The sequence below is a fragment of the Paraburkholderia dipogonis genome, from assembly GCF_046027395.1.
GTDB classification, from domain to species: domain Bacteria; phylum Pseudomonadota; class Gammaproteobacteria; order Burkholderiales; family Burkholderiaceae; genus Paraburkholderia; species Paraburkholderia dipogonis_A.
This window is the reverse complement of the sequence record NZ_JAQQEG010000068.1, coordinates 1-26,913: the sequence shown is the minus strand read 5'-3', so window position 1 is coordinate 26,913 and position 26,913 is coordinate 1. Positions and strand designations below refer to the sequence as shown.

Here is a 26,913-nt window from a genome sequence, read left to right as displayed (position 1 = left end):
GTTGCCCGCCGTCACACCGGACAGGGCGACGGATTTCTTCGGTTTGAATGCGCCTGCGTTCGGCGTGCTGTTGTCTGCTTCACTCATGACTTCGTCTCCAGATTGCATGGGGGGATGCTTTTGACCGCTGCTTCAAATGCAAGGAACGGGCCAACCGCTCCGGCGCCCGCTAAGTGCCTGATTTCACGAAGGACGTCCGTTCGTGCCGGATCAGATTTCATTTCACAACTGAAATGTTAATTTCAAATCGGAAATGGATGCGCGCATAATGGACGGACTTTTCGTAGCCCGCCGCGAGCCGCCCAGCCTTGAGCACACCTCTTTTCGAACCCGCCCAGCGACCCCGCATCTGGGCAGTCAGCATCAGCCGCCTGCGCGATCTGTTCTTCGACATCGCCGGCGAATACGTGGAACGCGCGGACTTGCGCATCGTCTCGCACGGCTTCGAAGACGCCGTGCGAGAGATCGACGCCGCGGGCGCGGGTCGTCCGGACGTGGTGATTGCCGGCGGCTCGAACGGCGCGTATCTGAAGACGCGCGTGTCGGTGCCGGTCGTGCTGATCGGCCCAACCGGCTTCGACGTGATGCATGCGCTCGCGCGGGCGCGGCGCGACGGCGCGAAGGTCGCGTTCGTCACGCACGGCAACACACCTGACGAAGTGCGGCGCTTCACTGCCGCCTACGCACTCGACGTCACGTTCGCTTCCTATCAATCGGCGCAGGACGCGGAGAGCGTCGTGCTCGATCTGCGCGATCGCGGCATCGACGTGGTGGTCGGCCCCGGCCTCGTCACCGACCTCGCCGCGAATGCCGGCATGGGCACGGTGTTTTTGTATTCGCGCGCGTCGGTGCGCGCGGCCTTCGACACCGCGCTCGAAGTCGCCCAGGCCACACGCCGCGAAACGATCCGGCGTCAACGGCTCGACAATCTGCTGCAGCATCTGCGCGACGGCGTCGTCGCGCTCGACGCGCAGGGCCGGGTCGAAGCAATGAACCAGCGCCTCGCCGGCGTGCTCGGCCTCGACGCGGCGAATGCCGTGGGCCGCGTGCTGCTCGAACTCGCGCCCGATCTCGCGGGCAGCCTGCCGGACGCGGACGGCGACACGTTCTGCACGGTGCGCGGCGTGAGCTATGTCGTGCATCGCGGGCCGCTGGCCAGCAGCGGCGCGGCGGCGGGCACGGTGCTGACGTTCCAGGAATCGCGCGCGGTCGAACGGCTCGACCGGACGCTGCGTTCTCGGCAGCGCGTGCAGCAGTTCAGCGCGCGTTACCGGCTCGACGATATCGTCGGCGCGTCCGAATCGATCGAACGGGTGCGCGCGCTCGTGCGGCGCTATGCCCGTTCGGACGCCACCGTGTTGATTCTCGGCGAAAGCGGCACGGGCAAGGAGATGGTCGCGCAGAGCATGCATCAGTTGAGCGCGCGGCGCGACTTTGCGTTCGTCGCGATCAATTGCGGCGCGTTTCCCGAGGCCTTGCTCGAGAGCGAACTGTTCGGTTACGAGGAAGGCGCGTTCACTGGTGCGCGCAAGGGCGGCAAGGCGGGCCTGATCGAAGTGGCGCACCGCGGCACGCTGTTTCTCGATGAAATCGGCGAGATGCCGCTGTCGTTGCAAAGCCGGCTGTTGCGCGTGCTGCAGGAACGCGAAGTCGTGCGGCTCGGCTCGACGGAGCCGACGCGGGTGGATATTCGCGTCGTCGCGGCGACGCACCGTGCGTTGACCGAAGGCATCGAAGCGGGCAGCTTTCGCGCGGACCTCTACTACAGGCTTAACATTTTGAGCATCGGGCTGCCGCCGCTGCGCGAGCGGCCGACCGATCTGCTGCCGCTCGCCGTCGAACTGCTCCTGCAAGCCGCGGCGCGTGAGCCGAGGCTTGCGGCGCGCCTGCCGGACACGGCCGCCGCCGAACGCCTGCTCGCCCCGCTCGACGAGCCGCTCAAGCGTTACGCGTGGCCTGGCAATGTGCGCGAATTGCAGAACGTGATCGAACGGATCGCAGTCGAACTCGCCGATGTGGACCTGGACGCGCTGGCCGAAAACGCCACCAACGCTGTTCTCACACGCGACATGTTGCACACGGTCGCGCCTGAAATCGTCGAGCCGCACGCGCGCGCAAAGAAAACCGCTTTAACCCTGCGCGAACGCAGCCGTCACGTGGAAGCGGACGAAATCCGCGCCGCGCTCGCCGCGCACGACGGCGACCGCGACGCGGTCTGCGAGGCGCTCGGCATCAGCAAGACGACGTTATGGCGGAAGCTGAACGCGACGCCGTAGGCGCGGCGCTCAAGCTACTCAAACTACTCATGCCATTCGCGCCGCCATGCCGCGCTGCATTGGCGCCGGCGCGCGCGATGAACATGCTGGGCGTCATGCCGCAGCATCGCTTGAAATGGCGGCCGAAGTGGCTTTGGTCGAAGAAGCCGACCTCCGTCGCGACGACCGATCCCGGCACGCCTTCGAGCAATAGGGTCTGCGCGCGCTGAATCCGCAGGCCGCATAGATAGCGATACGGCGACGATCCGTATTGCTGCCGGAACACCGTGGCGAAGCGCGACACGCTGAGCGCGGACAGCGCGGCGAGTTGGGCGAGCGTCACGGGTTCATCGAAATGAGCTTCGATGAAAGCGCGGGCGGCAGTGAGGCTGATGGACTGTTTCATGACGTCACGATGGTCGAGCGAGCCGCCGGTTGCTTCACGAAACGCCGGATGGAAAACACGTCGAGAGGAATCGCCGTGCTGCCCGTATCGACGAGTTCCGCCAGCGTCTCGCCGACGCCGGGGCCGATCTGAAAACCCGACCCGCTGAAGCCGAACGCGTAGAACAGACCGTCGACCTGACTGCTCGGACCGATCACCGGCTCGCTGTCGGGCAGATAGCTTTCCACGCCGCTCCAGACGCGAATCACATGCAGCGGCGCCAACGCGGGCACGAGCCGGCGCATCTGCGCCAGTTGCCGCACGGTGTTGATTGGCAACACAGAAGCGCGGCTCGTCACGGCGTCGGCGGGACCGGCAGGACCGCCGCCGACGATGATGTTGCCGCGCGGAATCTGGCGAAAGTAAATGCTCTCTTCCTTGATCGACGTGAACACGCCCATCGACGACTTGAATACGTACGGCACCGGTTCGGTCACGCACATTTGCGGTCCGCGCGCGGTAAGCGGCACGGGTTCGCCGAACTGTTCGGTCAGCCGGCTCGCCCACGCGCCCGCGCAGATCACGAGCTGCGCCGCCCAGTACACGTCGCCGCGCGCGCTTTCCACACGAAACCGGCTACCGTCTTTTTCGACGCGCACGATCTCCGTATCCTCGATCACCCGCGCGCCGAGCCGCGTCGCCGCGCGACCGAACGCGGGCGCGGCGAGGCGCGGATTGGCGTGGCCGTCGAGCGGCGAGATCGAGGCCGCCAGCACCTCGCGGCCGAGAAACGGAAAACGCCCGAACATCGCTTCGCCGTGCAGCACCTCGAGCTCGAGACCGTGGGCGCGCGCGTCGATTGCGTACTGGTCGAAATTCTCGACGTCCCGCTGGTGGTAGCACACACGCGTATGGCCCGACGGCAGGAACTCGATGTCCTCGCCGAGCAGTTCCGCCGAGCGTTGCCACGTGCGCAGCGCGCGGTTGGCCATCGCCAGTTGCGGCAGCGCGCGGCCCTGACGGCGAATGCCGCCGAAGTTCACGCCGCTCGCCTGCTGACCGGTAAGTCCACGTTCGAGCAGAATCACCGAGCGGTTGCGCTGGCGCAGGAAGAACGCCGTCGTCGTTCCCATGATGCCGCCGCCGATCACAATCACATCGGCTTCGTTGCGGGTCGTCGCGCTCATTCGATCACCTCGTCGCTCACCTCTTCGGTCAGCGCCACCGGCAGCGGTTTGACCGGCGCCTGGCCGCGCAGCCGTCCCACAGAAGACAGCGGCACGCACGCGGCCGCCGCGATGATTTCCGCGCCCGCATGGCCGCAATAGCGTCCCTGACAGCGGCCCATGCCGACGCGCGAAAACGCCTTCGCGCGATTGGCTTCTTTAGCGCCGGTCGCGTGCACCACGCGGCGCAATTCGCCGGCCGTGATCGCCTCGCAACGGCAGACAATCGTCTCGTCCGGCAGCGACGCGGCGAATTTCGCGGGCCACGGGAAGGCTTCACGCAAGCCCGCGGCAAAGCGCGTGAAGCGCGCGAGTTCGGCGCGCAAGCGCTCCATGCCGTTGACCGCTATGCCGTGATCCTGCAAGGCGGCCAACGCCGCGAGTCGGCCCGAGCGTTCCGCCGCGTCGGCGCCGAGCACGCGTGCGCCGTCGCCCGCCAGATAGACGCCCTTGATGCTGCTGCGGCCATCGGCATCGATTTGCGGCAGCCATTGCTGGGCGTTCTCGTCGAACAGGAAGCGGCAACCCGCGAGATCCGCGAGTTGCGTCTCGGGCCGCAGGTGATAGCCGAGCGCGACGGCATCGCACGTCAATTCGAGTCGCTTGCCGCCGGGTAGCGCGACTTCGACCGCGCTCACGCCGTCTTGCGGCGAGCCTTTGATTTCAAGCGGCTGCACGCCGCGATGAACCGGCACACGCGCTTCGGATAGCACACGCGTCAACGCGATGCCTTTTCTGAGCGCGGCGGGAATCGCCAGCAGTCGCGGCAACGCGGCCACGCGCTGCATGAATGTCGAGGTGTCCAGCACCGCGGCAACCTGCGCGCCGGCCTTCACGTATTGCGCGGCCACGAGATACAGCAGCGGACCGCTGCCCATCATCACGATGCGCGAGCCGATCGCGCAGCCCTGCGATTTCAGCGCAACCTGCGCGCCGCCGAGGCTATACGTGCCGGCCTGGTGCCAGCCTTTGACCGGCATCAGCCGGTCCGTCGCGCCGCTGCAGACGATCAGCGCGTCGAACGCGAGCGTGCGGTAACGCGTGCCGCTCACGAGGTGAAGGATGTTCGGCGAAATATTCCAGACCAGCGTCTCCGGCAGATAGTCGATCCGGCTCGTCAACGCATCGAAGCTCCGATGCAACGACGCGGCGCGGGCTGCCTCGGTGCCATAGAGCGTCTCGTAGCTGCGCGAAAACCCTTCGGTCTGACGTCGATAAATCTGCCCGCCGTCACGCCGCCCTTCATCGACCACGACAGGCCGCAGCCCCGCTTCGACCAGCGCCTGCGCGGCGCGCACGCCCGCCGGCCCGGACCCGATGATGACTACGCGCGGGGCCATACACCCTCCCCGGCTTCCGCCAGTCTGGTGACGATCGACATGCCGGGTATCGCCGGCGTGCTGCACGCACGCACGCGCTCGCCTTGCGCGGTCCACACCCAGCAGTCCTGGCAAGCGCCCATCAGACAGAAACCGGCGCGCCGGCCGTCGCCGAATTCGGAGTCGCGCAACGTGCGCGTGCCGGTGAGCAACGCGACCATCAGCGTGTCGCCTTCGGCGGCCTCGCGCACGACGCCGTCCACGGTGATCGGAAAGGTCTTGCGGCCCGTTTCCGCGAGGCGCACAAATCGTCCGCTCATGCCGGGGTCGCCTCCACGGTCTGCAAACGGTTCAGTTCGGCGGCCGGATGGTGGCAAAGAATCTCCGCGCCCGAGGGCAACTTCTTCAGCGAGGGCGGCGTCATGTTGCACTTGCCGTCGATACGCACCGGACAACGCGCGCGGAACGAGCACAACTCGGCAACGTCGGCGCTCTCGCCCATGGCCGGCAACGCGGTCGCGACGATGTCACGGCGCGCGTCGAGCCAGCCGGGTTTCAACGCCGGCACCGAATCGACCAGCAAGCCCGTGTACGGGTGATACGGCGGCGCCGCGAGCACCTCGCGCTGGCCCGCTTCCACGCGATGTCCCGCATACAGCACGATCACTTCGTCACAGATCGCGCGCACCGTCGAAATATCGTGGCTGATGAACATGTACGACACGCCCAGCTCACGCCGCAATTCGGCGAGCAGATCGAGGATCGCCGCACCGACCACCGTGTCGAGCGCGGAGGTCACTTCGTCGCACAGAATCAAGGCGGGGTCGGCGGCAAGCGCGCGCGCCAGATTCACGCGCTGCTTCTGGCCGCCGGAGAGCCCGGTCGGCGTGCGTGTGGCGATGGAAGCCGGCAGCTTTACCAGATCGAGCAGTTCCAGCATGCGCTTCTTCGCCGCCGAGCCACGCAGATGATGATAGAACGCGAGCGGCCGGCCAAGGATATCGGCGATTGAATGACTTGGGTTGAGCGCCGTGTCGGCGTTCTGGAACACGATCTGAATCTGGCGATACTGCTCCGGCGTGCGGCGCGAGATTTGCGCCGCCAGCGGTTCGCCGTTGAACAGCACCTCGCCGCGCGCCCGGTCGACGAGACCCGCCACCACGCGCGCGAGCGTCGTCTTGCCGGAGCCGGATTCGCCGATCACGCCGAGCGTGCTGCCGCGCGGGATCGACAGACTGACGTCGTCCAGCACGCGCACGGCGGGCGCGCCGTGGCGGTCGATGCGGCCATAGCCCGCGGACAGTCCGCGAATCTCCAGCAGCGGCGGCACGTGTTTGCCGAGGTTCGGCGGCAACGTCAGCAAGGCTTCCGGTCGGCGTGTGGCCGCCAGCAACTGGCGTGTGTACGCATCCACCGGCGCGTCGAGCACTTGCGCGACCGCGCCGTTCTCCTTCACCGCGCCGCCGTTCAGCACGACGATGCGGTCCGCCATCTGCGCAACCACCGCCAGATCGTGCGACACATACACGGCCGTGGTGCCCAGTTCGCGAATTACCTTCTTGAAGGCCGCCAGCACTTCGATCTGCGTGGTGACGTCGAGCGCGGTGGTCGGCTCGTCGAACACGACGACGGCCGGATCGGTGATCAACGCCATCGCCGCCATCAAACGCTGCAACTGACCGCCCGACACCTGGTGCGGATAACGCTCGCCGATCGTTTCCGGCGCGGGCAGCGCGAGCGAGCGGAACAGCCCGATCGCTTTGTCGCGCGCCGCTTCTTTCGTCATCAGATGATGCAGCAGCGCCGGTTCGGTGACCTGATCCATGATCGTGCGCGCCGGATTGAAGCCGGCCGCCGCGCTCTGCGCGACATACGCGACGGTCCGCGCGCGCAACGCGCGGCGTCCCTTCGCATCGAGCGATAACACTTCGACCTCGCCGATGCGCACCGACCCACCGCTGATCGCGCAGCCCGCCCGCGCATAACCGAGCAGCGACAGCGCGATGGTGGTCTTGCCCGACCCGGACTCGCCGATCAGCGCGAGCACTTCGCCCTTCTTCACCGAAAAATCGACGCCCTTGACGATCTCCGTCACCGGCCCCGGCGCCGCACCCGCGACGACTCTCAGGCCCTTCACTTCGATCATGTCGCGATCAGCCATCACGCACCTCCGTGGCTACGGCTGCGACGCCGCAGGTTGTCGATCAGCAGATTCATGCCGATGGTCAGCGTCGCAATCGCGACGGCCGGCATCAGCACGGCAGGCGCGCCTTCCGACAAGCCGCCGATGTTCTCGCGCACGAGCGAACCCCAGTCGGCGTTCGGCGGTTGTACGCCGAGACCGAGGAAACTCAGCCCGCTCAGTAGCAGCACGATGAACACGAAGCGCAGGCCGAAATCCGCGAGCATCGGATGAATCATGTTGGGCAGCACTTCGACCCGCGCGATATAGAAGATGCCTTCGCCGCGTGCTCTCGCCACCTGCACGTATTCGAGGCCCATCACGTTCACCGCGAGCGAGCGCGAAATGCGGAACGCGCCGGGAATGTAGGCGAGCGCGGCGACCGTCGTCAGCATCGGAATCGACGAACCGAACGCGGCGATCACGACGAGCGCCAACACTTTGCTCGGAATCGAAATGAGCGCGTCGAACAGACGGCTCAGAATTTCATCGACCCAGCGGCCCGACACCGCCGCGAGCAGGCCGAAGAACGTGCCGATCACGCTGGCGAGCACCGCCGCGGCAAGCGCGAGGCCGACCGTGTAGCGCGCGCCGTAGAGAATCCGGCTGAGCATGTCGCGGCCGAGATAGTCGGTGCCCAGCGGATACGCCGCGCTGTAGCGGCCGAAAATTTCCGTCGAGGTCAGCGCACCGCCTTTGTACGGCGCGACCAATGGTCCGACGAACGCGACCAGCAGCCAGAACGCGACCATCAGCAGACCGATCAGGCCGAGTAGGGAGAAGCGGTGCACGAGGCGTTTGAGCACGCCGTGTTTCAGCGGCGCCGCTTCGACAGGCGCGGGCTCGACGACCACTTCGTCACGGCGCACGTCGTACAGCTCCGTGCCGGCGTGGGGAACATGGTGGGGATTGGTAGGTTGGCTCATCATCGACGCAGCCTCGGGTTGGATACGATTTGACACAGGTCGGCGATCAGCACGAGCGCGAGATACGCCGCGCAGAACACCATCACGCAGCCCTGCACGAGCGGCATGTCACGGTTGGTCACCGCGTCCACCATCAGGCTCGCGAGGCCGGGATAGTTGAAGATCGACTCGACGATCACCACGCCGCCGAACAGATACGACAGGCTCAGCGCCACGGCGTTGGCAATCGGCCCGATGGTGTTCGGCAACACATGCCGCCACACCACGCGCACCGGCGAGGCGCCCTTGAGCAAGGCCATTTCCACGTACGACGAATTGAGCTGGTCGAGCACCGCGGCGCGCGTCATGCGCGCCATCTGCGCGACCAGCACGCAGCACAGCGTCATCACCGGCATCGCGTAGATGCGCAACAGCGCGCCGAACGAATGCACCTCCGACAGATACGACAGCGCCGGCAGCCAGCGCAGCTTGACGGCAAAGATCAGCACGGCGATCGTCGCAATCAGGAATTCCGGCACGGCCACCGTGGAGAGCGTCAGCACGTTGAGCGTGCGATCGAGCAGCGAGCCGCGGAACATCGCCGACGAAATGCCGATCAACAGCGCCACCGGCACCGAGACCAGCGCCGTCAAACCGGCCAGTACCAGCGAGTTCGGCAAACGCGTCGCGATCAGTTGACTGACCGGCAAATTGTTCGACAACGACGTGCCGAAATTGCCGCTGACCACATGAAGGAGCCACACGAAGTAGCGTTGCAGCGCGGGCTGGTCGAGGCCGAACTGATGCCGCAAGGCGGCCACGGCTTCGGGGGTCGCCGCCTGGCCGAGCGCCTGCTGGGCCGCGTCGCCGGGAAGCAGCCCGGTGATGCCGAACACGACCGCCGACACCAGCAGCAGCGTGAGCAGCGCGAGGCCGAGGCGCGCGGCAATGAGACGTTGCGCATGTGCTTTCATCGTGAGTCGCCTCCTCAGTTGAAGCCGCGCGCCGCCCGATCAGCGGTGCGCGTGTTGCGGGGTGTGGCCGGGATCCGGCTCAGGCCTCGAGCCAGACGTTTTCCGCGAACATGAAGCCCATCAACCCGGCGAGCGGAATCGAGCCGAGGCCCTTGAGCTTGTTCGTATAAGCGTCGAGCGAACTCTGAAACAGAGGAATGCCGACGCCGCCGGTTTCATGCACCAGCACCTGCATGTCGCCGTAAATCTTCTTGCGCTTGGCGTCGTCCGGTTCGCCGCGTGCCTGAAGCAGCAACTGATCGAACTTCGGGCTCTTCCAGTTCGCTTCGTTCCACGGTGCATCCGACTTGAAGAACTGCGTGAAGATCACGTCGGCGCTCGGACGCGCGTTGACATTGCCGAAACCCAGCGGATGCTTCATCCAGTGGTTCGACCAGTAGCCGTCGGCCGGCACGCGCGACACTTGCAGATTCAGACCGGCTTGCGGCGCGACCTGCTGAAGGAACATCGCCATTTCAACCGACCCTTCCGCCGCCGGCGACGCGAAAATCTGAATCGGCGCGCTGCCGACCTTGGCCTTCTGGAAGTGGAACTTCGCCTTGTCCGGATCGAAGGCGCGCTGCGGCAAGCCGGCCAGGTAGTACTTGTTGGTCGGATCGATCGGCTGGTCGTTGCCGATCGTGCCGTAACCCTGGAAGATCGCGCGGCGCATCTGCTCGCGGTCCTGCAGGTACATCATGCCTCGCCGAAAATCGTCGTTGCCGGTAATGCCGCCTTCGTCGCGAACCACCAGGTCGGTGTACAAACCCGTCTTCGTCTCCAGCACGGAGAAGCCACCGGCGCCCTTGATCTGGGTAGTCGAACGCGGGCTCACCGCGTTGATCAGTTGCACGTCGCCCGAGAGCAGCGCGTTCACGCGCGCCGATTCGTCGCCGATGCCGATCAGTTCGACCTCGTCGAGATGCGGCATGCCCGGCTTCCAGTACTTCTCGTTTCTCACGCCGACCGTGCGCACGCCCGGCGAGAATTCCTTGACCTTGAACGGGCCGGTGCCGATCGCCGTTTTGAAATCCTTGGTGCCGTCCTTGATGATCTGGAAATGCGAGGTGGCGAGGATCACCGGCAGATCGGCGTTCGGGCCTTCCAGCGTGATCGTCACTTCGTTCGGGCCGGTCGCCTTCACTTCCTTGATCTGATCGGCCAGCGTCTTCGCTTTCGAGGCTGTGGCCGGATCCTTGTGGCGCATGATCGAATACACCACGTCGGCCGGCGCCAGCGCTTTGCCGTCGTGGAACTGCACGCCGTTGCGCAGCTTGACGACCCACACGGTGGCGTCTTTCGTATCGAGCGATGTCGCCAGCGACATCTTCGCGCCGAGATGCGAGTCGAGTTCGGTCAGGCAGTTGTAGAACATGAAGCCACGGACATAGTCGGTGCCGAGCGCGCCCTTCGCGGGATCGAGCGTATCGGCCGCGGAAGCGGATTGCGTCGCCACACGGATCTTGCCGCCCTGCTTCGGCTTGGCCTGCGCGAACGCCGCACCGCTTGCTGTCAGCAGGCCGGCGCCCGTCACCGACATCATGCCGGCCGCGGCCATCGCGCGCAGCACGCCGCGCCGCGAGGCACCTTTGGCGGTCAGCCGCTCCAACTCGCTGCCGAATTGAAGAGCGCCATGTTGCGAGTTTTCCTTATTCATCGAACTTCTCCGCGAGGGTGAGCAATGGGGTTAAGCAGGCGTGGCTGCGTGGTTTTGACTGCCAGTCGAACAACGAACGATCAATAAAAAATGTCTTTGATGCGGTAGTACGTGCCCACGAGCGGCAGGAACCAGGGTTTGCCGGTATGGCCGGGAATCGCGGGCCACTCCGGCTCGCGCCACGGATTCCGGTCGTCGTGGCCGTCCATTACGTCGGCCATCACCTGGCCCATGTGCGTCGACATCTGCGTGCCGTGGCCGCTGTAGCCCATCGAGAAATAGATGCCGTCGTGCTGCCCCGCATGCGGCAAACGGTCAGCGCTCATATCCACCAGACCGCCCCAGCAATAGTCGATGCGCGCGCTCGCGAGCATCGGGAACATCGCGGCGAGGCCTTCCTGCAGGATGCGTCCGCTCTTCGCATCGGACGGCCGTTCGGACGCCGTGAAGCGCGCCCGGCCGCCGAACAGCAAACGCGAATCGGGCGTCACGCGGAAGTAGTTGTGCATCAAACGCGTGGTCGTGTACGCGCGCCGGTTCGGAAACACTTGCGCGAGCAATTCCGGCGACACGGGTTCCGTCACGACGATGAACGAACCGACCGGTGCGAGGCGCCGCCGGTACCACCCGAACGGACCGTGCCGCGAGGGGCCGGTCGCGATCAGCACCTGCTTCGCGCGCACTTCGCCGCGCGCCGTGGTGATCCTGAAACCGCCGCTGTCTTTCACGATGGCGGTGACCGCCGCGTTCTCGTACAGCTTGGCGCCGCGACGCACAGCGGCCTCGGCGAGACCGACCGTGAACTTGCCCATATGCATCTGGCCGCCGTGCCGTTGCAGCAATCCGCCATAAAAACTGTCGGATTGAATTTCGCTGCGGATACGGCTGCGGTCGATCAGTTCGATATCCGTATCGACTTCACGGCGAATCGCTTCCGCCGTCTTCTCCAGATGCGCGAGGTGATGCGGCTTGGACGCCAGCTTCAGCTTGCCGGTCGCGATGTAGTTGCAGTCGATGTTTTCCTCGCGGATCAACCGCTCGACGGTATCGACCGCGTCCGAAAACGCGCGGTAGCAGGCGCTCGCGCGCTCCACACCGAGTTGCGCGACCAGCGCGACGAAGTCCTGCGCGACGCCGGTATTGACCTGCCCGCCGTTGCGCCCGGACGCGCCGCCGCCGATGCGGCCCGCGTCGAGCACGGTCACCGCGGCGCCGCGCTTGCCCAACGCCTGCGCCGCCGACAGTCCGGTGAAGCCGCCGCCGATCACCACCACATCGGTCTGGCCGTCGACCGGACCCTCGCACGCCGACAGCAGGGGCGGCGCGGTGTCGAGCCAGTAGGAATCGAGCTTCATCCGGTCTGTCCTTGAGATGGGCAATGAGCGAGGCGGCGGGCAGTCTTCAGCGCGTGAAAAACCGGTGCTTACAGACCGAGTTCCGAAGCCAGATGCGGAATGTCGTTGACCTCGTAGTACTGGTAATACGGCGTCGACGGTTCGTGGCCGCGATTGACAAACACCTTGTGCTTGATGCCCAGGTCGTGCGCGGTCATCAGGTCGTAGCGCAGGCTCGACGACACGTGCAGCACGTCTTCCGGATTGCAGTTGAGCTGATCGAACATGTATTCGAAGCCTTGCATGCGCGGCTTGTACGACTGCGCCTGCTCCGCCGTGAAGACCTTGTGGAACGGCGCGCCGAGCTTGTCGACGTTGCTCTGGATCTGGTTGTTCGAGGCGTTCGAGAGAATCACCAGCTTGTACTTCTTCGCCAGACGAGCGACGCCTTCCGGCACGTCCGGATGCGGACCCCAGGTCGGCACGGCTTCATAGATGCTCTGGGCGCCCGCTTCGTTGAATTCGACGTTCATGCGCTTGCAGGCGCGGCGCAGCGCATTGACCACCACATCGCGGTACGGCTTCCATGCACCGAGCACTTCGTCGCGCCGATAGCCCGAGTAAAACGCGACGAGCTTTTCCAGGTCCTCGCCGTTCAGCAAGTGGCCGTACTGTTCGCGCGTCATGTCGGCCATGTGGAATTTCGTCAACGTGCCGTAGCAGTCAAAGGTGATGTATTTCGGTTCGAATTCGATCATGGTGCAGTCCTATCGTGATGGTGAACTCGCTGTCGGAGTTCATTGGCGAAAACCGCTTTGCGTGGGACCGGAGTAACTGCTTTGCGTGACCTCCGGTCGACAAAAGCTCATTCCTGTTAAAGATTTAATCAGCGCAAAAACATAGATGTTCCTGATTAGGGCGTTGCTGGTGACACAAACCATGCGTTTTGAGGCCGCGGACAGCACAGAATGCGGCGATCGGGCTGAAAGCCTTGCCCATGCTGGGTTTGCGGCCGGCATGCCAGGCGGATGGCACGCGTTCAGGCGCGCAGGTCGATCAATACGCTTTTGAAACGCAGGTTGGCCTCGTAGGCCTGGCGGCCCAGGTCCTTGCCGATGCCGGAACGCTTGAAGCCGCCCGTGGGGATCATGAAGTCCGAGGTGCGCCCATAGCGGTTGACCCACACCGTGCCCGCTTCGAGCCCGCGCACGAAACGCAGCGCGCGGCCGAGGTCTGCGGTATGCACACCGGCCGCGAGGCCGTACTCGGGGTGCTGCGCCAGCGCGAGCGCTTCGTCTTCGGTATCGAAGGTTTGCAGCGTCAGCACCGGGCCGAAGACTTCTTCGCGTACCGCTTCGGAGTGGGCCGTGACGTCAGTGAGCAAGGTCGGGCTGTAGAACGCGCCGTCAGCGCCGCCGTCCGCCCTGACGCCGCCGTAGCGCAGCGTCGCGCCGGCTTCCAGCGTGCGTCCCACGATGCCTTCGATGCGCGCCGCCTGCGGCGCCGAGATGATCGGCGAGAGCGTGGTGCCGGCGGCCCATGTCGCACCGGGCTTCAACTCGGCGAAGATCTTGCCGATGCGCTCGGCCAGCGGCTCGGCAAGACTTCGCTCGACCAGCAGACGCGAGCCCGCCACGCACACTTGTCCCGCGTTGCCCGTGATCGCACCGGCGATGCGGCGCGCCACGTCGTCCAGACGCGGCGCGTCGGCGAAGACGATTTGCGGGCTCTTGCCGCCCAGTTCTAGTGTGACCGGCTTGGTGCCGCTATTGGCGCACGCGGCCATGATCGACGCGCCCGTGCGCGTGGAGCCCGTGAAGGTGACCTTGCTGATCTTCGGATGACGCACCAGTTCGTCGCCGGTCACGCGCCCGTCGCCCTGGATCACGTTGAAGATGCCCGCGGGCACCCCCGCCTGCACAGCCAGTTCAGCGAGCCGCAAGACCGAGAACGGCGTCATCTCCGAAGGCTTCAGCACCACCGCATTGCCTGCCGCCAACGCCGGGGCGATCTTCCACGAGGCCATGACCAGCGGGAAATTCCACGGCGCGATCGCGCCGATCACGCCATATGGCTCGGCGATCGTCATGCCCAGATGATCGTGATCCGTGGCCGCGACGTCGCCGCCCAGCTTGTCGGCGAACTCGGCATAAAAGCGGATGCCCTCGGCGGTGAACGGCACGTCCCAGCCAATCGCCTGAGCAATCGGACGCGTCGAGCCGAGCGCTTCCAGCCGGCCGAGCGTGGGCGCGTCGGCTTCGACCAGTTCGGCGAAGCGGCGCAGGATCTTCGCCCGCTCGCGCGGCGCCATGCGCGCCCAGCCACTGTGCCTGAATGCCTGCCAGGCGTTTTCGACCGCGCGGTCCACCATGGCGGCATCGGCGAGCGGCACCGACGCGTACACCACGCCGTCCGAAGGCCTCGACACCTCGATGCGGCGCTCGCCCGCCTCGACATATTCCCCGCCGATGTAATGTCCGCTGCGAATCGCGACGTCGTCCGGATTGAAGCTGTCCATGAGATAGGTTTCCTGTGTGACTGGCTGGTGGTCCGTGCGGTGCGTTTCGGGAACGCCGCCGCCATGACAAAATCGTAGAGCCGCGGGCGTGGCATATGTCGCTGACAAAAATCGCCACGCAGCAGAACTCACCTGTAATGCGCGCCCAGACCTGGCGTTTTGCATCGAATCTGGATGCGGCCGTTTTTGCGGTCCGCGATAAAAAGATCGTCCTAGTCACACCGCGCACCGGATGACACAGTGACGGCGTAAGCCTTCAGTCAATCAGGGAGTACGGCGTGTCCGATTCGATTACCTATAGACGCTTCACCCTCGACGACATCGCCGCCGCGCACGCGTTGACGGTCGAACTCAAATGGCCGCATCGCGCGGACGACTGGAGATTCGTCGCGCAGCTGGGCGTGGGTTTCGTCGCGGAAGACGCGAGCGGCATGATCGGCACCGCCCTGTGCTGGAAATACGGCGCCGAGCGCGCCTCGCTCGGCATGGTGATCGTGTCGCCGGGACGCCAGGGTCGCGGCATCGGCAGAAAGCTGATGGATCTGGTGCTGGACGAACTGGGCAGCCGCGTCACTTTCCTGCACGCCACCACCGCGGGCCAGCCGCTGTATGAAAAGCTCGGCTTTCGCGCGGCCGGCACGCTTGACCAGCATCAGGGCGCGGCGTTTCAGCCGCCGCTCGTGTCCCTGCCGCCCGGCGAGCGTTTGCGCCCGCTCGGTTCGAGCGACACCGCGCGGCTGGTCGAACTGGCGTCGCGGGCGAGCGGTCTGGATCGCGGCGAAGTCCTGCCCGCGCTGCTGGGCGCCGCCGATGGCATCGCGCTCGACCGCGACGGCGAACTGATCGGCTTCGCACTGTTTCGCCGCTTCGGACGCGGCTTTGCGATCGGTCCGGTCGTCGCGCCCGCCTCGGAGGATTCGAGCCGCGCCAAGGCACTCATCAGCCACTGGCTGGCGCTGAACGAAGGCGTGTTCGTGCGCATCGACACACCGGGCGACAGCGGACTCACTGAGTGGCTGGAACAGTTGGGCTTGCCGCGCGTGGACACGGTCGTCAAAATGGTCCGCCCTGCCACGCCGGGCGAGCCCGCGAGCGCCGGACAGGATGCGCATTACCTGCAATACGGCATCATCAACCAGGCAATCTGCTGACCATCATGGCCTTCCTCTATAAAGCCGACCCGGCGCGCGGCGCTCAGTGGGCCAAACTCTTCGCGCAGAAAGCGCCGGAGTTGCCGTTTCATATCTGGCCCGATCTCGGCGACCCGGCCGCGATCCGCTATCTCGCCGCCTGGCAGCCGCCGGAAGATCCAACGCGCACCTTCCCTAATCTGGAAGTCGTGTTCTCGGTCGGGGCGGGCATCGATCAGTTCGACCTGTCGGGCGTGCCGGAGCATGTGCCCGTCGTGCGTATGATCGAGCCGGGGATCGTCGAAGGCATGGTCGAATACGTCACGCAGGCTGTACTGACGATTCATCGCGACCTGTTCGACTACGGTCTTCAGCAACAGCAGCAGGCCTGGCGCGAGTTGCCGCTCAAGCCGGCGAGCCAGCGCCGCGTCGGCGTGCTCGGACTCGGCGTGCTGGGCACGGCTGTGCTGGAAAGGCTGCGGTTGTTCGGCTTCGACTGTGCGGGATGGAGCCGTTCGGGTCGCGAGATCGAAGGCGTCGCGTGTTATGCGGGCGAAAACGCATTGGATGCGTTTCTCGCGCGCACCGACATCCTCATCTGCCTGCTGCCGCTTACGCCCGCCACGCGCGGGCTGCTCGACGCGGAGTTGTTCGCGAAGCTGCCGCGCGGCGCGTCGCTGATTCAAACGGGGCGTGGTCCACATCTGAATCAGCAGGATTTGCTGGCGGCGCTCGAGAGCCGCCAGTTGCAGAACGCCATTCTCGACGTCACCGATCCCGAGCCGCTGCCCGCCGGTCATGCGTTATGGACGCATCCACGCGTGCGCATCACGCCGCATATCGCCAGCGCGACGCGGCCCGAAACCGCCGTCGACGTGGTGCTGGAGAATCTGCGCCGCCATCGCGAAGGCTTGCCAATGGTTGGCCAGATCGACCGCGCGCAAGGCTATTGAGGGCAGCACCGGATGAAACGCCCACGTGGCGCGGGTTTTCAGCGTCCGCAGCAGAAAATGCCAAGACCGTGCATCAAAACGCGTCGTGCGCGCTTTTCAGGCAATTGTTTAGGTGAGCAGGCGATCGTCGCTGATCAGTAGTATGGAACGGTCAACAGCCCCTTCCCGCGACGAGAAACCATCATGCCGATTCAATCGCTCATTGAAGCCGACCGCAAGCATCTGATTCACCCGGTCATCAACTACCGCGCGCACGAAGCACGCGGCGTCACCGTCCTCGAATCCGCCAGCGGCGCGTTTCTGCGCGACGCGGCCGGCAACGAACTGCTCGATGCGTTTTCCGGACTCTGGTGCGTGAACGTCGGCTACGGCCAGCAGAGCATTGTCGACGCCGCCACCGCGCAGATGCAGAAGCTGCCCTACGCGACCGGCTATTTCCATTTCGGCTCCGAGCCGGCCATCCAACTCGCGCAAAAGCTGGTCGAGGTGTCGCCCGCTTCGCTGCAACACGTGTACTTCACGCTCGGCGGGTCGGACGCGGTGGACTCGGCACTGCGTTTCATCACGCATTACTTCAACGCCACGGGGCGGCCGTCGAAGAAGCACATCATCGCGCTGCAACGCGGCTACCACGGCTCGTCGACGACCGGCGCCGGCCTCACCGCCCTGCCCGCGTTCCACCGCAACTTCGATCTGCCGCTGCCGAACCAGCATCATCTGCCGTCGCCGTACGCGTACCGCAACGATTTCGCCGACGACGCCGCGCTGATCGCCGCCTCGGTGGCCGCGCTCGAAGCGAAGGTGGCCGAGCTCGGCGCCGACAACGTCGCCGCGTTCTTCTGTGAACCGATTCAGGGCTCGGGCGGCGTGATCGTACCGCCGGTCGGCTGGCTCAAGGCCATGCGTGAAAGCTGCCGTAAGCTGGGCATTCTGTTCGTCGCCGATGAAGTCATCACCGGATTTGGCCGCACAGGTCCGCTGTTCGCCTGCCAGGGTGAAAACGTCGAGCCGGATCTGATGACGGTGGCCAAAGGCCTGACCGCGGGCTATGCGCCGATGGGCGCCGTGCTGATGTCGGACGAAATCTATCAGGGCATTGCAAACGGCGACGCCGAAGCGGTCGTCGGCCATGGCCATACCTATTCGGCGCATCCGGTGAGCGCGGCCATTGGCCTCGAAGTGCTGCGCCTCTATCACGAAGGCGGGCTGCTCGCGAACGGCGTGGCGCGCGCGCCGCGTTTCGCGCAAGGCCTCGACGCGCTGCTCGCGCATCCTCTGGTGGGCGACTCGCGCCACCGTGGCCTGCTCGGCGCGCTCGAACTCGTCGCCGACAAGGACAGCAAGACGGGCTTCGACCCGGCGTTGAAACTGTCCGAACGGATCGCCGCCGCCGCGTATGAAAACCGCCTGATTTTCCGTGCCTTCGGCGACAACATTCTCGGCTTCGCGCCGGCGCTCTCGTACACCGAGACCGAGTTCGATCTGATGTTCGAACGGCTTGAAAAGACCCTCGACGACGTTCTCGCACAAGCCGACGTGCGCGCCGCGTTGAAGGTCAAAACTCATGCCACCGCATGCTAGAGTAGAGGGCCACCTCAGCCCCATACACCCATCGCCGGAGCGATAACGTTACGATGAGCAGCGACTGCAAGCTAGACCGGATTGACCTGCGCATACTTTCCCAATTGCAGAAGAAAGGCCGCATAACCAACGTCGAGCTTGCCGACGCGGTCGGCCTGTCGCCCAGTCCTTGCCTGATCCGGGTCAAGCGTCTGGAGAAAGCCGGCTACATCATCGGCTACGGTGCGCAGATCCAGCTCGAAAAGCTCGGCGACGTGCAGATCGTGTTCACCGAAGTCACGCTCGCCGATCATCGGCGGGAAGACTTCATCAAGTTCGTGAATGCGATTCGCGACGTCGACGAGATTGTCGAGTGCCATCTGGCAAGCGGCGGTTATGACTATCTGCTGAAGTTCGTCACGCGCAGCGTGAGCCATTATCAGAGCATCGTGGAAGGGCTGCTCGAGCGCGATATCGGGATCGAGAAGTACTTCAGCTACGTGATCATCAAGTCGCCGTTCGTGAAGAGCCATTACCCGCTCGAAACGCTGTTCTCGCAGAATCATCACTAGGCGTTGCTTTGTCTTTGATCGGCCGGACCTTGCCAATCGGGGTTCGGCGTTCAACGTTCCGCTATGTCCGCGCCGGCCGCACCGTCGGCCGACGGACTCCATTGCGCGAATTCCTCGCTCAGAAAGTCCACGCAGACCCGCACCTTCGCCGACTGCGCGAGCCGCGCCGGATACACCGCCCACAGATTCGCCGGTTGCGTGACCTCGGGCAGCACCTGCTGCAACTGGCCGCTGTCGAGCAGCGGCCGCACATCCCACATGGAACGCAGCACGATGCCGCGTCCCGCCAGCGCCCATTGCACTGCCACTTCGCCATGATTGGTCGACAACGGTCCCGTGACCTTGATCGAGACCGCCTCGCCGCGCACCGTCAAACGCCAGAGACCGAATGGGTGGTCGCGCTCCTTGATCGCGAGACACGCATGCGAGGACAGTTCGGCAGGCTGACGCGGCGCGCCATGCCGCGCAAGGTAGCCGGGCGACGCGCACAGCACACGATAATTCGACGCGAGCCGCCGCGCGATCAGATGCGGCGCGATCTCATCGCCGATGCGCACATCGAGGTCGAAGCCTTCGCCGCCCACATCGACGAGGCGGTCGAACAGATCGAGCCGCACGCTCAATTGCGGATAGCGTTCGGAGAAGCGCGCGAGCGCGGGCGCGACGAAGCGCCGGCCGAAGCCGAAGCTGCTGGAAATGCGCAGTTTGCCGCCGGGAATGCGGCGCGTGGTGGAGACGTCCTCCACCAGTTGATCGACATCGTCGAGAATCTTTTCGGCCCACGTGTAGACGCGCTCGCCCGCCTCGGTGATCGCGACCCGGCGCGTGGAACGGTGCAATAAACGCGTACCGAGCGTAGTCTCGAGCACGTTGATGCGTTTGCTGACGTACGCCGCGGACACCGACAGGGCCTCCGCCGCCGCGCTGAAACTGGATTTGCGCGCCACTTCGCAAAACACGCGCAAATCGCCGAGATCGGGTGATGGGACGGCGCTCATAGGTCGATGGATGGCAGCGGAGTTTGTACACGAATCGTGCACAGTGACTTAACTAAAGCCATCATTTTAGTCTCAAACAGCAGGAATAAAATAACCGTTATCGAATCGTTCAGAAGCCCAACGGAGGAGCACAACATGTCGAAGAAATATCGGATCGCAGTCATTCCCGGCGACGGCATCGGCGTCGAAGTCATGCCGGAAGCCATTCGCGTGCTGGAGGCAGTGAAAACGCGCTTCGGCATCGAGCTGGAGTATCAGCACATTGAATGGGCGAACTGCGAGTACTACGCGAAGCACGGCAAGATGATGCCGGACGACTGGAAAGCGCAACTGCAATCGGCCGACGCGATCCTGTTCGGCGCGGTGGGCTGGCCCGACACGGTGCCCGACCATATCTCGCTGTGGGGATCGCTGCTGAAGTTCCGCCGCGAATTCGATCAGTACATCAATCTGCGCCCGGCGCGCCTTTTTGCCGGCGTGCCTTCGCCGCTCGCGGGCCGCAAGGCGGGCGACATCGACTTCTGGATCGTGCGTGAAAACACCGAGGGCGAATACTCGTCGGTGGGCGGCGTGATGTTCGAAGGCACGGAGCGCGAATTCGTGCTGCAGGAATCGGTCTTCACGCGGCACGGCAGCGAACGCGTGCTGAAGTTCGCGTTCGATCTCGCGCAACGGCGCGAGCGCAAGAAGATCACGGTGGCCACCAAGAGCAACGGCATCGCGATCAGCATGCCGTGGTGGGACAAAGTCGCGGCCGGCGTCGCGGCGCAGTATCCCGACGTGACGTGGGACAAGCAGCACATCGACATTCTCTGCGCGCGCTTCGTGCTAAGCCCGGATCGCTTCGACGTGGTGGTGGCCACCAATCTGTTCGGCGACATTCTGTCCGATCTCGGCCCGGCCTGCACCGGCACGATCGGTCTCGCGCCGTCGGGCAATCTGAACCCGGACCGCAAGTTTCCGTCGCTGTTCGAACCGGTGCACGGTTCGGCGCCGGACATCGCCGGCAAGAACATCGCCAATCCGATCGCGATGATCTGGTCGGCCGCGATGATGCTCGACTTCCTCGGCAGTCACGCCGGCAAGGAACGTGAAGCCCACGACGCGATTCTCGCCGCGATCGAAGCGACGCTGGTGGAAGGCCCGCATACCGGCGACCTCGGCGGCAAGGCGAACACCACCGAAGTCGGCCAGGCGATCGCTGCAAAACTCGCCTGAGTCTTTCGCTCACTCTCAGCCAGGACAACTCGCATGAGCACGGAAGCCTACCCCATCGAAGTCGAATTCCCCGATATTTCGGGCCACGAACAATCGGCGTCCGGCATTGCCTACGTCCATACGTTCGACTCGGGCGCACCGGGCCCGCACGTGATGATCAATGCGCTCACGCACGGCAATGAAGTGTGCGGCGCGATCGTCGTCGACGAATTGCTACGGCGCACGTTGCGGCCGCGGCGCGGGCGCCTCACGCTGGCGTTCGCGAACGTCGCTGCGTATCAGCGTTTCGATCCCGCCGAGCCCGATGCGGCCCGCTTCGTCGATCAGGATTTCAATCGCGTGTGGACCGCCGCGGTGCTCGACGACGCGTCGCGCACGTCCAGCGAGTTGGCGCGTGCGCGCGCGATGCGGCCGGTGATCGACAGCGTCGACGCCCTGCTCGATCTGCATTCCATGCACGAGAAGAGCAAACCGCTGATAGTCGCGGGACCGCTGCAAAAAGGCATCGATCTCGCCGTGCGGCTCGGCACGCCCGCCACCGTGATCTGCGACGAGGGCCATCCGGAAGGCCGCCGCATGCGCGATTACGAAGGCTTCGGCGAGCCCGCCAGCCCGAAGAACGCGCTGCTGATCGAATGCGGACAGCATTGGGAACAGAGCGCCGTTGCGGTCGCGCGCGACACCACTGCGCGTTTCCTGTTGCTGGCCGGCGTGGTCGACGAAGCGGATCTGCCGGCCGGCTGGCTCGCGCCGTTGCCGCCGGTGCAGCACATCGTCCGCGTGACGCAGCCGGTGGTGGCCACCAGCATGGATTTTCGATTCGCGGCGCCCTACACGGGACTGGAGATCTTCGCCGAGGCCGGCGCCGTGATCGGCTGGTCGAACGGCGAGGCGGTCACCACGCCTTACGACAACTGCATGCTCGTCATGCCTTCGCTGCGGCAACTGCGGCCCGGCGTGACCGTCGTACGGCTGGGCAAGATCGAGCAGACCGTGACGAACACCCAATCCAGCGGCCAATGACACGGCCTATGCACACTCAAAAGGTAACGAGAAGATGAAGGTACAGCAGCTCAAGCAAAGCGTGAATCTGCAGAATCTGGAAGACTGGGGCAAGGCCGGGCTGCCCGGCACGACGCCGATTCAGGTGTCGGGCGTGCAACGCATCATCAAGGGCAGCGAATCCGTCGACACCGGGATTTTCGAATGCACCGCGGGCACGTATCGCCGCTCGGTCAAGCAGGCCGAAGTGATGCACTTCATCGCGGGGCGCGGCCGCTTCACGCCCGATAACGAGGAGACCATCCACTTCGAGAGCGGCGACACACTCTTCTTCGAAGCCAATACCGAAGGACTGTGGGAAGTCGAGGAGACGATGCGCAAGGTCTACGTCATTTTCTGAACGCCGCGTCACGCGTTGCCCCGGGCGCCGAGCCGTACTGAATCTCTGAGGCCGGCGCTCGTCTCTCTTACCCGTCATATCCCGGCGCCCATGCTCGCTGCGGCCACCCCGTTCATCCGCGCTGTCTGGCGCCGTCTGCCAATCGACGCACATCCACAACAGTGTCGGGTAATCCCGCGTTGACCCTTCGTTGCCGGATTACTTACAGTTCAATCTTGTTCACATAAAGAATCGTCGTTCTTTATACGAACAATTAGACCGGGCGGCACGACGCGTTCGGCGCAGTACCGTCAGGTCACCTGTCCGGGTACTATTCGCTGTCGAAGCGCAGCGCGCCTCGAAGCGTTTCAGACAATGAGCGCCGTGGTCGTCGCGCAGCCAGTTCGCTGCCGGCGTAGGCATCGCGCACCGCTTCTAAAACGGCGTCCGATCGTATAAAAAGAAAAAGGCTCGTTCTGACGGGCCTTTCCGTATTCCGCAGCAAGGAGACATCATGAACCGCAGCACCGCTGTGAACGTTCAGACCTTCATCAACGAACATCCGTTTTCGCCGTTCCAATGGCTCGTGTTCTTCATGTGTTTCATCATCGTCCTGCTGGACGGTTTTGACACGGCCGCGATCGGCTTCATTGCGCCTTCGCTGATCGCCGAATGGGGCATCACCAGACCGGCGCTAGCCCCTGTGCTGAGCGCGGCACTGTTCGGCCTCGCGTGCGGTGCGCTCGGCTCGGGACCGCTGTCCGACCGGCTCGGGCGACGCTCGCTGCTGCTTAGCTCGGTGCTGCTGTTCGGCGTGGCGTGCCTCGGCTCGGCCTTCTCGACCAGCATTGAACAACTCACCGTGCTGCGCTTCATCACCGGCGTCGGCCTCGGTGCGGCCATGCCGAACGCCGTGACAATGATGGGCGAATACTGCCCGGATCGCCGCCGCGCGACCGTGATCAATCTGATGTTCTGCGGCTTTCCGCTCGGCGCTGCGTTCGGCGGGTTTCTCGCGGCGTGGATGATTCCGCATTTCGGCTGGCGCAGCGTGCTGCTGCTCGGCGGCATCACGCCGCTTCTGCTCCTGATCTTGCTGGTGATCAAGATGCCGGAATCGGTGCGCTACATGGTGGCCAATAGCCAGCCGGTCGAACGGATTCGCGCGGCGCTCGCGCGCATTTCGAGCGAAGCGGCGCAAGCGGGCAGCTTCATGATGACCGAAACCGCACCGCAAACCGGCGGCAAGGGCATGGCGGTGGTGCTGTCGCGCTCATACATCATCGGTTCGGTGATGCTGTGGGTCGCGTATTTCATGGGCCTCGTGATCTTCTACGCGTCGATCAACTGGATGCCGATCCTGCTGAAGGACGCCGGCCTCACGCCGCAACGCGCGACGCTGATTTCGGCGCTGTTCCCTCTCGGCGGCGTGGGCGCGGTGCTGTGCGGCGTGCTGATGGACCGCTTCAACGCGAACCGCATCATCGCGGCCTGCTATGCGTTGACGGCTGTGAGCGTGTACTTCATCGGCCAGGCAGTGGGTAACGTGGGCGCGCTGGTGTTCATCGTGTTCGTCGCCGGCGTGTTGATGAATACCGCGCAATCGTCGATGCCGGCACTCGCCGCCGCGTTCTACCCGACCGAAGGCCGCGGCACCGGCGTGGCGTGGATGCTCGGCATCGGGCGCTTCGGCGGGATTGCGGGTTCGTTCCTCGTGGCCGAGCTGACGCGCCGCCACTTCACGTTCGCGGGCATCTTCGCGATGGTCGCGGTGGCGGGTCTGATTTCGTGCGTGGCGTTGCTGATCAAGCAGGCGGCACGGCCGCATGTGTCGAACGTGGGTGCGCCGAAGGCGGAGTCGTTCGGGCATTGAGCAGGTGAAGGGGCGGCGATGGGTAGACGCTGCCCGGCAGCGGGAGCGCCGGAGGATCTAATGGATCTTCGAACTGCCTCGTCAGCCGTCGTGAAAGGGGATGCCAGTGGGGGCCGTGTCCGCCGGCCCCCACCCCGGAGTGTTGAGGTAATAGCGCGTAGAGCGACCGCCACCAACAAGAATTCTGGTCATGCCTGAGTAGCCAGTCGGAAAGAGAGCCGCCTGCCAGGCGCACAAACGCTCGTGTGTGAGTGGCGCCTCCCGCTGCCGCACCGCGTCATCCATGATGTCCAGCAGGCCTTCGACGCTTCGGGGCGCTTCGGGGCCGTCCTGATTCCCGACGCCCAGTCGCCGCGCCACGGACGAACGCACTGCCGTGAGGGCGATGCGTTCGCCCTCGATGGCTGCCGTCGCGACGGCATCCTGGCTCCAGGCCTCGGCGGCTAGTTCAAGGCGCCGTTCGAAACCAAGACCCGTCAGCTTGCCTTCAATGCCCCCTGGCTCCTGTGTGCGCGGGCCAGCTCGCCCCGATGCGGACAGCGTCATAGTGCATGCCGGGCCACGTGGGGACTTGTCAGATGAAGGATGGGCTTGGCGTCATGGTGCTGAATGGGTTTTGAGGCGATTGCGGGTTCCAATCGACTCATATTCTGAGTCGATTGGAATTATTGCCGAGTGTGGGTCGATTAGGCACTCTTGGGGGCTGAACTGGCGTGTACAAGTGATACTGGGGCCGACTCGGCGTGGCGCGGTTGTCCCTGGCGGCGAAGGAATCTTCACTTTCCCGATAAACTACGCGCTTGTTGACCCGTGCCCATCTAACCACAGGATTCAGGGAATGAAACGCGTAGTCGTATCCGCGCTGCTTGCGGCGTGCCTCGCGCAGCCGGCCGTTCAAGCCGTTGCGCAAACCGTCAGCGATCAATGCTTTGCGATCGGCGATATCGCCGGGCAGGTCGCCTCGTGGCGCGCGCACAAAAAGACCAAGGCCCAAGCGCTCGATCAGGCGGCCAAGTACTACAAGGATGCGGCTGACCGGCAAGCGGTCAGCGCCATCATCGAGAAGATCTACAGTCCGGACGCGCCGCGCATGACGCCGGATCAGGCCAGCATGGCGTTCACGTCGGACTGCGCGAACCGTAAGGCGCAGACGCAGTAGCGCCTGCGCCCCTCCATCCAACCTGCGGTGTGGGCGTGCATTCAGGCGCCCTTCCACGCGCAGACATCGCCCGTATTCAGCAGCGCCTTGCCGAGCACGAACGTTGCGTCAGATGGCGCCGGCGCCCGCACAGGCTCCGCGCCGAAATTGAACGCGAAGGTCAGATCACCACGTCGCCGAACGCGCAAACCGTCCGGCAATAGCTGCGTATCGATGCCCGCCCCGTGCGCCGCCTGCTGCAATACCGTGCGATGCAACGCATGCGACAACCAGCCCGCCACATAGCAAACCCTCCCGTGCGAGAGAAGCGCCGGCCATGTGTCGTCGAACTGCGCGTCGACATGCGTGCCGCCATTGGCCCGCCCGTGCTCGCGCCAATGCATCGCCACACCATCCGCGCCATCGATCGACACCGCAGGCGCCAGCGTGGGCCGCAGCGTTTCGACTTCGAGCACTTGCATCGGCAGAACGCGTTGCAAGGCGCCGGGCGGCAGCGTGGACGGAATGGCGAAGCTGTCGGTTTTCGAGCCGCTGCGCGGGCCGAAAACCCATTGCGCTTGACTCCGCTCGATCCGATGAACCAGCGCGTCGTCGATCACGGCGATGCTCGGCACGACCGCTAACGCATAGCCCGTCAGGTCCGCGCGGCTCAACACGATATCCACGTCGAGCCCGAGCTCGCGCAACGACTCGTAGTAGTCGAACGCCAGCGTCGGCATGTGAAAGATAAGGACAGCAAGTGCTGCTGTGCCCGCTCGTTTATCTGATTCCTCTGGGGATTCGCCTAGCGCGCGTCTCTCTTTGGCCCGTCTGCGTGCGGGCTTTTTCCCCTTTCGCTTCAGCTTCGACCTGTTAGACGGCGGTCCTGTACCTGTCCACGATCCGATTCCGCCCCGTCTCGTCTTGCCTGGTTATGCAAAACACTTATCTATTTAACGCCTTGACCGTTTTTTACGGCATTCCTATATACGCCTAGTCAACGCCAATTTGATAATAAAAAGGATAACTCTGAGCGAGGAAAAGCCTGTGTGGTCATGCGAAATTCTGTCGTATGCGGTCAGTCTGCGACACGTCCATGTATAGCCCCAGCCAGTCGCGCACCCTCAGCGTGTCGTGCGATGCCTTTCCAGTCGACCGCGGCAAGCAGGTCCTGTTTCCCCTTCGGTTACGTGGTACGGAGGCACTCGGCAAGCTGTACAGGTACACGCTGGACATGGCGACAATCTACTCGCCAACCATTTCCCGGTTCGGCACCCACGTTCAGATCGTTCCCGG

Annotated in this window: 26 protein-coding genes; 12 read left to right on the top strand and 14 right to left on the bottom strand. The window is 64.6% G+C overall.

From position 1 onward, the window contains the following. The first annotated feature begins 308 nt into the window (after positions 1-308). Complete coding sequence (prpR, locus tag PQR32_RS39730) at positions 309-2,276, top strand: propionate catabolism operon regulatory protein PrpR (protein ID WP_408240659.1); 1,968 nt, start codon at positions 309-311, stop codon at positions 2,274-2,276. On the opposite strand, the gene PQR32_RS39725 is transcribed toward prpR, so the two are convergent. The 11 genes from PQR32_RS39725 to PQR32_RS39675 all read right to left on the bottom strand — a co-directional run bounded on the left by PQR32_RS39725 (position 2,233) and on the right by PQR32_RS39675 (position 14,794). Next, positions 2,233-2,661, bottom strand: coding sequence for a helix-turn-helix domain-containing protein (locus PQR32_RS39725; RefSeq protein ID WP_408240656.1), 429 nt, complete (start codon positions 2,659-2,661; stop codon positions 2,233-2,235). The genes prpR and PQR32_RS39725 overlap by 44 nt on opposite strands. Further along, positions 2,658-3,827, bottom strand: a complete 1,170-nt coding sequence (locus PQR32_RS39720) for an NAD(P)/FAD-dependent oxidoreductase (RefSeq protein WP_408240653.1) — start codon at positions 3,825-3,827, stop codon at positions 2,658-2,660. Before PQR32_RS39720 ends, PQR32_RS39725 begins: the two co-directional genes overlap by 4 nt. Further along, a complete protein-coding gene (locus PQR32_RS39715; RefSeq protein WP_408240650.1) occupies positions 3,824-5,206 on the bottom strand; it encodes an FAD/NAD(P)-dependent oxidoreductase in 1,383 nt (460 codons plus the stop codon). Before PQR32_RS39715 ends, PQR32_RS39720 begins: the two co-directional genes overlap by 4 nt. Further along, positions 5,191-5,505: a (2Fe-2S)-binding protein gene (locus PQR32_RS39710; RefSeq protein WP_408240647.1), complete on the bottom strand. Its 315-nt coding sequence runs from the start codon at positions 5,503-5,505 to the stop codon at positions 5,191-5,193. Before PQR32_RS39710 ends, PQR32_RS39715 begins: the two co-directional genes overlap by 16 nt. Next, the gene (locus PQR32_RS39705) at positions 5,502-7,346 is read right to left on the bottom strand and encodes an ABC transporter ATP-binding protein (protein WP_408240644.1); all 1,845 of its coding nucleotides are present in this window, start codon (positions 7,344-7,346) and stop codon (positions 5,502-5,504) included. Before PQR32_RS39705 ends, PQR32_RS39710 begins: the two co-directional genes overlap by 4 nt. Beyond that, positions 7,346-8,296 carry an ABC transporter permease gene (locus PQR32_RS39700; RefSeq protein ID WP_408240641.1) on the bottom strand — a complete coding sequence of 317 codons (951 nt, stop codon included), beginning with the start codon at positions 8,294-8,296 and terminating at the stop codon, positions 7,346-7,348. The genes PQR32_RS39705 and PQR32_RS39700 overlap by 1 nt, the downstream gene beginning before the upstream one ends. Continuing rightward, positions 8,293-9,246, bottom strand: coding sequence for an ABC transporter permease (locus tag PQR32_RS39695; RefSeq protein ID WP_408240638.1), 954 nt, complete (start codon positions 9,244-9,246; stop codon positions 8,293-8,295). Before PQR32_RS39695 ends, PQR32_RS39700 begins: the two co-directional genes overlap by 4 nt. A 79-nt stretch (positions 9,247-9,325) precedes the next feature. After that, on the bottom strand, positions 9,326-10,942 hold the full coding sequence (locus tag PQR32_RS39690; protein ID WP_408240635.1) for an ABC transporter substrate-binding protein: 1,617 nt from the start codon (positions 10,940-10,942) through the stop codon (positions 9,326-9,328). Between the two features lie 80 nt (positions 10,943-11,022). After that, the gene (locus PQR32_RS39685) at positions 11,023-12,297 is read right to left on the bottom strand and encodes an NAD(P)/FAD-dependent oxidoreductase (RefSeq protein ID WP_408240632.1); all 1,275 of its coding nucleotides are present in this window, start codon (positions 12,295-12,297) and stop codon (positions 11,023-11,025) included. A gap of 68 nt (positions 12,298-12,365) precedes the next feature. Next, a complete protein-coding gene (locus PQR32_RS39680; RefSeq protein ID WP_408240629.1) occupies positions 12,366-13,034 on the bottom strand; it encodes a haloacid dehalogenase type II in 669 nt (222 codons plus the stop codon). 281 nt (positions 13,035-13,315) lie between these two features. Continuing rightward, a complete protein-coding gene (locus tag PQR32_RS39675) occupies positions 13,316-14,794 on the bottom strand; it encodes an aldehyde dehydrogenase family protein (protein ID WP_408240626.1) in 1,479 nt (492 codons plus the stop codon). A 95-nt stretch (positions 14,795-14,889) separates the two neighbouring features. On the opposite strand from PQR32_RS39675, the gene PQR32_RS39670 reads away from it, so the two are divergent. The 5 genes from PQR32_RS39670 (at position 14,890) to PQR32_RS39650 (ending at position 19,009) form a co-directional block, all read left to right on the top strand. Next, the gene (locus tag PQR32_RS39670; RefSeq protein WP_408240623.1) at positions 14,890-15,030 is read left to right on the top strand and encodes a hypothetical protein; all 141 of its coding nucleotides are present in this window, start codon (positions 14,890-14,892) and stop codon (positions 15,028-15,030) included. A gap of 42 nt (positions 15,031-15,072) precedes the next feature. Beyond that, positions 15,073-15,945 carry a GNAT family N-acetyltransferase gene (locus PQR32_RS39665; protein ID WP_408240620.1) on the top strand — a complete coding sequence of 291 codons (873 nt, stop codon included), beginning with the start codon at positions 15,073-15,075 and terminating at the stop codon, positions 15,943-15,945. A gap of 5 nt (positions 15,946-15,950) precedes the next feature. Then, positions 15,951-16,877: a 2-hydroxyacid dehydrogenase gene (locus tag PQR32_RS39660; protein WP_408240617.1), complete on the top strand. Its 927-nt coding sequence runs from the start codon at positions 15,951-15,953 to the stop codon at positions 16,875-16,877. Positions 16,878-17,060: 183 nt separating this feature from the next. After that, positions 17,061-18,458 (top strand): aspartate aminotransferase family protein, encoded by a 1,398-nt coding sequence (locus tag PQR32_RS39655; protein ID WP_408240614.1) that lies wholly within the window; start codon positions 17,061-17,063, stop codon positions 18,456-18,458. A gap of 53 nt (positions 18,459-18,511) precedes the next feature. Next, entirely contained in the window at positions 18,512-19,009 is a 498-nt protein-coding gene (locus PQR32_RS39650; RefSeq protein WP_011491802.1) for an Lrp/AsnC family transcriptional regulator, read from the top strand. A gap of 50 nt (positions 19,010-19,059) precedes the next feature. Here the strand turns inward: PQR32_RS39650 and PQR32_RS39645 are convergent, their stop codons facing one another. Next, a complete protein-coding gene (locus PQR32_RS39645; protein ID WP_408240611.1) occupies positions 19,060-20,007 on the bottom strand; it encodes a LysR substrate-binding domain-containing protein in 948 nt (315 codons plus the stop codon). Between the two features lie 135 nt (positions 20,008-20,142). Between PQR32_RS39645 and PQR32_RS39640 the strand changes: the two genes are divergently transcribed. The 4 genes from PQR32_RS39640 to PQR32_RS39625 all read left to right on the top strand — a co-directional run bounded on the left by PQR32_RS39640 (position 20,143) and on the right by PQR32_RS39625 (position 24,479). After that, a complete protein-coding gene (locus tag PQR32_RS39640; protein WP_408240608.1) occupies positions 20,143-21,225 on the top strand; it encodes a tartrate dehydrogenase in 1,083 nt (360 codons plus the stop codon). A gap of 33 nt (positions 21,226-21,258) precedes the next feature. Continuing rightward, positions 21,259-22,248, top strand: a complete 990-nt coding sequence (locus PQR32_RS39635; RefSeq protein WP_408240605.1) for a succinylglutamate desuccinylase/aspartoacylase domain-containing protein — start codon at positions 21,259-21,261, stop codon at positions 22,246-22,248. 34 nt (positions 22,249-22,282) lie between these two features. Continuing rightward, a complete protein-coding gene (locus PQR32_RS39630; protein ID WP_408240602.1) occupies positions 22,283-22,627 on the top strand; it encodes a cupin domain-containing protein in 345 nt (114 codons plus the stop codon). A gap of 493 nt (positions 22,628-23,120) precedes the next feature. Next, on the top strand, positions 23,121-24,479 hold the full coding sequence (locus PQR32_RS39625; protein ID WP_408240599.1) for an MFS transporter: 1,359 nt from the start codon (positions 23,121-23,123) through the stop codon (positions 24,477-24,479). Positions 24,480-24,560: 81 nt separating this feature from the next. On the opposite strand, the gene PQR32_RS39620 is transcribed toward PQR32_RS39625, so the two are convergent. Beyond that, positions 24,561-25,025 carry a DUF4172 domain-containing protein gene (locus PQR32_RS39620; protein WP_408240596.1) on the bottom strand — a complete coding sequence of 155 codons (465 nt, stop codon included), beginning with the start codon at positions 25,023-25,025 and terminating at the stop codon, positions 24,561-24,563. 292 nt (positions 25,026-25,317) lie between these two features. Between PQR32_RS39620 and PQR32_RS39615 the strand changes: the two genes are divergently transcribed. Further along, on the top strand, positions 25,318-25,638 hold the full coding sequence (locus PQR32_RS39615; protein WP_408240593.1) for a hypothetical protein: 321 nt from the start codon (positions 25,318-25,320) through the stop codon (positions 25,636-25,638). 41 nt (positions 25,639-25,679) lie between these two features. Here PQR32_RS39615 and PQR32_RS39610 read toward each other — a convergent pair whose 3' ends face one another. Further along, on the bottom strand, positions 25,680-26,357 hold the full coding sequence (locus tag PQR32_RS39610; RefSeq protein ID WP_408240590.1) for a beta-galactosidase trimerization domain-containing protein: 678 nt from the start codon (positions 26,355-26,357) through the stop codon (positions 25,680-25,682). Positions 26,358-26,713: 356 nt separating this feature from the next. On the opposite strand from PQR32_RS39610, the gene PQR32_RS39605 reads away from it, so the two are divergent. Next, a partial coding sequence (locus PQR32_RS39605) for a hypothetical protein (protein WP_408240587.1) occupies positions 26,714-26,913 on the top strand: 200 nt, incomplete at its 3' end.

Excerpts from the sequence above, each read along its gene's own strand:
- PQR32_RS39725 (WP_408240656.1), bottom strand. The coding sequence starts at position 2,661 with ATGAAACAGTCCATCAGCCTCACTGCCGCCCGCGCTTTCATCGAAGCT.
- PQR32_RS39720 (WP_408240653.1), bottom strand. The coding sequence starts at position 3,827 with ATGAGCGCGACGACCCGCAACGAAGCCGATGTGATTGTGATCGGCGGC.
- PQR32_RS39715 (WP_408240650.1), bottom strand. The coding sequence starts at position 5,206 with ATGGCCCCGCGCGTAGTCATCATCGGGTCCGGGCCGGCGGGCGTGCGC.
- PQR32_RS39710 (WP_408240647.1), bottom strand. The coding sequence starts at position 5,505 with ATGAGCGGACGATTTGTGCGCCTCGCGGAAACGGGCCGCAAGACCTTT.
- PQR32_RS39705 (WP_408240644.1), bottom strand. The coding sequence starts at position 7,346 with ATGGCTGATCGCGACATGATCGAAGTGAAGGGCCTGAGAGTCGTCGCG.
- PQR32_RS39700 (WP_408240641.1), bottom strand. The coding sequence starts at position 8,296 with ATGATGAGCCAACCTACCAATCCCCACCATGTTCCCCACGCCGGCACG.
- PQR32_RS39695 (WP_408240638.1), bottom strand. The coding sequence starts at position 9,246 with ATGAAAGCACATGCGCAACGTCTCATTGCCGCGCGCCTCGGCCTCGCG.
- PQR32_RS39690 (WP_408240635.1), bottom strand. The coding sequence starts at position 10,942 with ATGAATAAGGAAAACTCGCAACATGGCGCTCTTCAATTCGGCAGCGAG.
- PQR32_RS39685 (WP_408240632.1), bottom strand. The coding sequence starts at position 12,297 with ATGAAGCTCGATTCCTACTGGCTCGACACCGCGCCGCCCCTGCTGTCG.
- PQR32_RS39680 (WP_408240629.1), bottom strand. The coding sequence starts at position 13,034 with ATGATCGAATTCGAACCGAAATACATCACCTTTGACTGCTACGGCACG.
- PQR32_RS39675 (WP_408240626.1), bottom strand. The coding sequence starts at position 14,794 with ATGGACAGCTTCAATCCGGACGACGTCGCGATTCGCAGCGGACATTAC.
- PQR32_RS39670 (WP_408240623.1), top strand. The coding sequence starts at position 14,890 with ATGTCGCTGACAAAAATCGCCACGCAGCAGAACTCACCTGTAATGCGC.
- PQR32_RS39660 (WP_408240617.1), top strand. The coding sequence starts at position 15,951 with ATGGCCTTCCTCTATAAAGCCGACCCGGCGCGCGGCGCTCAGTGGGCC.
- PQR32_RS39655 (WP_408240614.1), top strand. The coding sequence starts at position 17,061 with ATGCCGATTCAATCGCTCATTGAAGCCGACCGCAAGCATCTGATTCAC.
- PQR32_RS39650 (WP_011491802.1), top strand. The coding sequence starts at position 18,512 with ATGAGCAGCGACTGCAAGCTAGACCGGATTGACCTGCGCATACTTTCC.
- PQR32_RS39645 (WP_408240611.1), bottom strand. The coding sequence starts at position 20,007 with ATGAGCGCCGTCCCATCACCCGATCTCGGCGATTTGCGCGTGTTTTGC.
- PQR32_RS39640 (WP_408240608.1), top strand. The coding sequence starts at position 20,143 with ATGTCGAAGAAATATCGGATCGCAGTCATTCCCGGCGACGGCATCGGC.
- PQR32_RS39635 (WP_408240605.1), top strand. The coding sequence starts at position 21,259 with ATGAGCACGGAAGCCTACCCCATCGAAGTCGAATTCCCCGATATTTCG.
- PQR32_RS39630 (WP_408240602.1), top strand. The coding sequence starts at position 22,283 with ATGAAGGTACAGCAGCTCAAGCAAAGCGTGAATCTGCAGAATCTGGAA.
- PQR32_RS39625 (WP_408240599.1), top strand. The coding sequence starts at position 23,121 with ATGAACCGCAGCACCGCTGTGAACGTTCAGACCTTCATCAACGAACAT.
- PQR32_RS39620 (WP_408240596.1), bottom strand. The coding sequence starts at position 25,025 with ATGACGCTGTCCGCATCGGGGCGAGCTGGCCCGCGCACACAGGAGCCA.
- PQR32_RS39615 (WP_408240593.1), top strand. The coding sequence starts at position 25,318 with ATGAAACGCGTAGTCGTATCCGCGCTGCTTGCGGCGTGCCTCGCGCAG.
- PQR32_RS39610 (WP_408240590.1), bottom strand. The coding sequence starts at position 26,357 with ATGCCGACGCTGGCGTTCGACTACTACGAGTCGTTGCGCGAGCTCGGG.